Raw genomic sequence first — 5,286 nt, forward strand, 5'->3', positions numbered from 1 at the left:
TAACTCTGTTCAGGCGAGGCCGTCCGCTCTTGCGCGGTTGAGGTTGGGCGTGATGCGGTCCTTGGGTCGTGCGGTAACTCTGTTCAGGCGAAGCCGTCCGCTCTTGCGCGGTTGAGGTCGGGCGTGATGCGGTCCTTGGGTCGTGCGGTAACTCTGTTCAGGCGAAGCCGTCCGCTCTTGCGCGGTTGAGGTTGGGCGCGGAGCGATCCGACCTCAACCGCTGCGGAAAACACTGAACGTCCACTAAGTGGGAACGAACTAACGCTATCTGGACCTGAACGATAGTTTTGTTGACGCAGCCGCCAATCGTGGGGTCCACCGACCTCGGGCGCGCGCAAGCCCGGACGATCTCTCGGGATGGCAAAAACGCAGGCGATGTTTGAGAAGGTTCCTTTGCCATGCCCACCAACACCAAGAAGCCGCAACCGCCCCAGCCCACCCAGGAGGAGCTGGAGCAGGCCCGCCGCGCCGTGCAGATGTCCATGGACACCCGCCAATAGCGCCTAATCCACGACCATCCCCAAGAGCAATAGATAGTAGATCGCGACGGCGACCGCCAGCGAGATGAGCCAGGCCAGCACGGCCGTGGTCCAGGGGAAGCGGGCGGTGATCCGGGAACGGTTCTGCCACCACTCCCACCGCGCCGCGGCCCACTGCCTGAACCGGTTGCGCCGCAGGGACTGCTCGATCTCCCACGACAGCGTGGTGCGCTCCGGCGGCTGAGGGTCGCGCATCCATTCGGGGAGCCGGCTCATGGGCCCGATTATGGGGCACCGGCCGCCACCTGTCAGGCTTGGTGCTCGTGAGCTCTCCCGATGGACTTCTCGTCGTCGACAAGCCGGCGGGCATGACGTCGCACGACGTCGTCGCCCGTGCCCGGCGCACGCTGGGCACCCGCAAGGTGGGGCATGCCGGCACGCTGGACCCGATGGCGACCGGCGTGCTGATCCTCGGCGTCGGCCGGGCCACCCGCCTGCTGACCTACGTGGTCGGGACGGACAAGGTCTATCGCGCCACCATCCGGCTCGGCCAATCGACGATCACCGATGATGCGGAGGGCGAGGTCACCTTCGAAAAGGCGGCCGGCGACGTCACGGGCATCGAGTCGGCACTGGCCGGGATGACCGGCGAGATGGATCAGGTACCCAGCGCGGTGAGCGCGATCAAGATCAAGGGCGTGCGGTCCTATCACCGCGTGCGCCAGGGTGAGCAGGTCGAGCTGCCCGCGCGCCGGGTGCACATCAGGCGCATAGACGTCCTCGCGATAAGGCGCGAGACCGATGTTACGGACGTCGATGTCGAGGTCGAGTGTTCGTCGGGCACCTATATCCGGGCCATCGCGCGTGATCTCGGGGCCGCGCTGGACGTCGGCGGCCATCTGACCGCCCTGCGCCGCACGCGAGTGGGCAACTTCACCATCGACGAGGCTTCCGACGACCTGATACCCGTCAGCGCTGCCTTGGAAAGGCTCATGCCGCTCAGACATATAGATGCCGACCAGGCCCGTGTCGTAGCCCACGGAGGACCACTGCCGCCGGTCGGGCAACCCGGGCCGTACGGTGTGGTGGGGCCCGACGGGGCCGTGCTCGCCGTGTTCAGCGAGCGCGACGGCCGGGCCAGGCCGGAGATCGTGCTCGTGGGAGGAAGCTGATGCAGCGCTGGCGGGGATACGAGGCGGCGCCGTCCGGGTGGGGCCGCTCGGTAGTGACCATCGGAACCTTCGACGGCGTCCACATGGGACACCAGGCCACGATCGGGCACGCCGTCGAGCGCGCCAAGGAGATGGAGCTGCCCAGCCTCGTGCTCACGTTCGACCCCCATCCGTCGGAGGTGGTGCGGCCGGGCTCGCATCCGGCCGTGCTCACCAGCCCCTCGCGCAAGGCCGAGCTGATCTCCGGGCTGGGCGTCGACGTACTGTGCGTGCAGCCGTTCACGCTCGACTTCTCCCGCATGAGCGCCGAGCAGTTCGTGCACGACCTGCTGGTCGAGCACCTGCACGCGGCCCTGGTCGTCGTCGGGGAGAACTTCCGGTTCGGGCATCGGGCGGCCGGTGACGTGCCGTTGCTGACCAGGCTCGGGCGCACGTTCGGGTTCGCGGTCGAGCCGGCCCCGCTGGTGAGCGGCGACGGGATGGTCTATTCGTCGACCTATGTGCGGGCGTGTGTGGACGCGGGCGACGTGGAAACGGCGGCCCGGGTGCTCGGGCGGCCGCACCGGATCGAGGGCGTGGTGGTGCGGGGCGACCAGCGGGGGCGGCAGCTCGGATTCCCGACGGCCAACCTGCTCACCGCACGCTTCACCGCGATACCGGCCGATGGGGTTTATGCGGCCTGGCTGGCTCGGGGCGGGCAGCGGCTCCCGGCGGCCGTGTCGATCGGCACGAACCCCACCTTCGCCGGGCAGGAGCGCCGGGTCGAGGCCTATGTGCTCGACTTCGACGGCGATCTCTACGGTGAGCGGCTGGCGCTCGATTTCGTGGCGCGGCTGCGCGCGATGGAGAAGTTCGATGGTCTTGATCAGCTTGTAGCCGCCATCGCTGATGACGTCGCGCGCACGAGACAAATTCTCGGCTGATAGCCTTAATAGCGGTTACGCCTCGTTCACCTGCACGACGCCGCGGGCACGAGGCTTTGGCAAACCCACAGTTAGGGAGAATATGGCGCTCGAAGCGGCAGTCAAGGAAAAGATCATCAAGGAGTTCGGCGCCACCGAGGGCGACACCGGTTCGCCCGAGGTTCAGGTGGCGCTGCTCACTCAGCGGATCAAGGACTTGACCGAGCACTTGAAGGTCCACAAGCACGACCACCACAGCCGTCGTGGTCTGCTGTTGCTGGTCGGTCAGCGCAAGCGGCTGCTGGCCTACCTTCAGAAGATTGACATCCAGCGCTACCGGTCGCTCCTGGAGCGGCTCGGCCTGCGCCGGTGACATCAAGGGTCACCCCTCTAGCCAGAAGGGTGGCCCTTTTACAAAAGGCAAGGCGCTTCGAGCGGCCCCGTCGGTCCTCGGTAGTGGTGTCCGGAGGGATTCCCCCGGACGCTTCGATCGAAGACCGGCACAAGGAAAGGCTCCCTCGTTGCGCCACGACGAGAAGGAGCAGGAAGCTCACATGACCGAGACGACACTCGGCGAACAAACCAGCACAGCGGTGATCGACAACGGCGCGTTCGGCACGCGCGAGATCACCTTCTCCACCGGACGCCTGGCCCGCCAGGCCGCCGGTTCGGTGGTCGCCAGCCTGGGCGACACCGTGGTCCTTTCGACCACCACCGCGAGCAAGCAGCCCAAGGAGCAGTTCGACTTCTTCCCGCTGACCGTCGACGTGGAGGAGCGGATGTATGCGGCGGGCCGGATCCCCGGCTCGTTCTTCCGCCGCGAGGGTCGGCCCAGCGAGGACGCCACGCTCATCTGCCGCCTGATCGACCGTCCGCTGCGCCCGTCGTTCGTGAAGGGGCTGCGCAACGAGGTTCAGGTGATCGAGACGGTGCTCGCGCTCGACCCGGCCCACCCGTATGACGTGGTCGCGATCAACGCGGCGAGCATGTCCACCAAGCTTTCCGGGCTGCCGTTCAGCGGGCCGATCGGCGCGACGCGGGTGGCCCACATCGACGGCCAGTGGGTGGCCTTTCCGACTCACGACGAGCTGGAGCGGGCCACCTTCGACATGGTGGTCGCCGGGCGGGTGCTGCCCGACGGCGACGTGGCCGTGATGATGGTCGAGGCCGAGGCGACCGAGCACACGTTCAAGCTGATCGAGGGTGGGGCGACCGCGCCGACCGAGGAGGTCGTGGCCAGCGGTCTGGAGGCCGCCAAGGGCGCGATCCGCGAGCTGTGCCGGGCACAGAGCGAGCTGGCCGAGATCGCCGCGAAGCCGGTGGCCGAGTTCCCGATCTTCCTTGACTACTCCGACGACGTCTACGCCGCGGTCAAGAGCGCGGCGGCGGGCGAGATCGCCGAGGCGCTGAAGATCGCTGGCAAGGCGGAGCGCGAGGAGGCGCTCGACCTGATCAAAGAGAAGGTGCTTGAGCAGCTCGCGCCTGAGTTCGAGGGGCGCGAAAAGGAGATCCCGGCGGCCTACCGCTCGGTGACCAAGCAGGAGGTCCGCAGCCGGGTGCTGCGCGACGGCGTGCGCATCGACGGGCGGGGACTGCGTGACATCCGCGACCTGACCGCCGAGGTGGGTGTGCTCCCGCGGGTGCACGGCTCGGCCATCTTCGAGCGCGGCGAGACCCAGATCATGGGCGTGACCACGCTCAACATGCTGCGCATGGAGCAGGCGCTGGACACGCTCTCGCCGGCCAAGACCAAGCGCTACATGCACAACTACAACTTCCCGCCGTACTCGACCGGCGAGACCGGCCGGGTGGGCTCGCCCAAGCGGCGCGAGATCGGCCACGGCGCGCTCGCCGAGCGGGCCCTGATTCCGGTCCTCCCGGCGCGCGGCGAGTTCCCCTACGCGATCCGTCAGGTGTCGGAGGCGTTGGGCTCCAACGGGTCCACGTCGATGGGCTCGGTGTGCGCGTCGACGCTGTCGCTGCTTTCCGCCGGTGTGCCGCTGAAGGCGCCGGTGGCGGGCATCGCGATGGGTCTGATCTCCGACGAGGTCGACGGCAAGACGCAATATGTGACGCTCACCGACATCCTCGGCGCCGAGGACGCGTTCGGCGACATGGACTTCAAGGTGGCCGGCACGTCGGAGTTCGTGACCGCGCTGCAGCTGGACACCAAGCTCGACGGCATCCCATCGGACGTGCTGGCGGGTGCGCTGGAGCAGGCATACGAGGCGCGCCAGACCATCCTCGGCGTCATGGCGCAGGCCATCGCGTCCCCGGGTGAGATGAGTGAGTACGCGCCGCGCGTCACGATGGTCAAGATCCCGGTTGACAAGATCGGCATGGTGATCGGCCCGAAGGGCCAGACCATCAACGCGATCCAGGACGAGACCGGCGCCGAGATCTCGATTGAGGACGACGGCACGATCTATGTCGGCGCCACCGACGGCCCGTCCGCACAGGCGGCGGTCGACCGGATCAACGCCATCGCCAACCCGACCATGCCCAAGGTGGGCGACCGCTTCCTCGGCACGGTGGTCAAGACCGCCGCGTTCGGCGCGTTCGTCTCACTGACCCCGGGCAAGGATGGTCTGCTGCACATCTCCAAGGTGGGCGACGGCAAGCGGGTCGACAAGGTCGAGGACTTCCTCAACGTCGGCGACAAGGTCGAGGTCATGATCGCCGACGTGGACAATCGCGGCAAGATCTACCTGGACAAGATCGGCCCCGACGGCA

The 5,286-nt window shown here is 67.6% G+C and carries 5 protein-coding genes; 4 read left to right on the forward strand and 1 reads right to left on the reverse strand.

All coding sequences use genetic code 11. The features are described 5' to 3' along the window. Window positions 1–503 precede the first annotated feature (503 nt). On the reverse strand, window positions 504–755 hold the full coding sequence (locus tag DM816_RS39935) for a hypothetical protein (RefSeq protein WP_117215663.1): 252 nt from the start codon (window positions 753–755) through the stop codon (window positions 504–506). Window positions 756–784: 29 nt separating this feature from the next. On the opposite strand from DM816_RS39935, the gene truB reads away from it, so the two are divergent. The 4 genes from truB to DM816_RS39955 form a co-directional block, all read left to right on the forward strand. Continuing rightward, a complete protein-coding gene (truB, locus tag DM816_RS39940; RefSeq protein WP_170318930.1) occupies window positions 785–1,651 on the forward strand; it encodes a tRNA pseudouridine(55) synthase TruB in 867 nt (288 codons plus the stop codon). Next, complete coding sequence (locus DM816_RS39945) at window positions 1,651–2,574, forward strand: bifunctional riboflavin kinase/FAD synthetase (protein WP_117215664.1); 924 nt, start codon at window positions 1,651–1,653, stop codon at window positions 2,572–2,574. The genes truB and DM816_RS39945 overlap by 1 nt, the downstream gene beginning before the upstream one ends. Window positions 2,575–2,656: 82 nt before the next feature. Continuing rightward, window positions 2,657–2,926, forward strand: a complete 270-nt coding sequence (rpsO, locus tag DM816_RS39950; protein ID WP_117215665.1) for a 30S ribosomal protein S15 — start codon at window positions 2,657–2,659, stop codon at window positions 2,924–2,926. A 181-nt stretch (window positions 2,927–3,107) separates the two neighbouring features. Then, window positions 3,108–5,286 (forward strand): polyribonucleotide nucleotidyltransferase (locus tag DM816_RS39955; protein ID WP_117215666.1); only part of this gene is annotated, 2,179 nt, incomplete at its 3' end.

Origin of the sequence: Allorhizocola rhizosphaerae (assembly GCF_003426775.1) — a bacterium.
In the GTDB taxonomy this organism is placed as follows: Bacteria; Actinomycetota; Actinomycetes; order Mycobacteriales; family Micromonosporaceae; genus Allorhizocola; species Allorhizocola rhizosphaerae.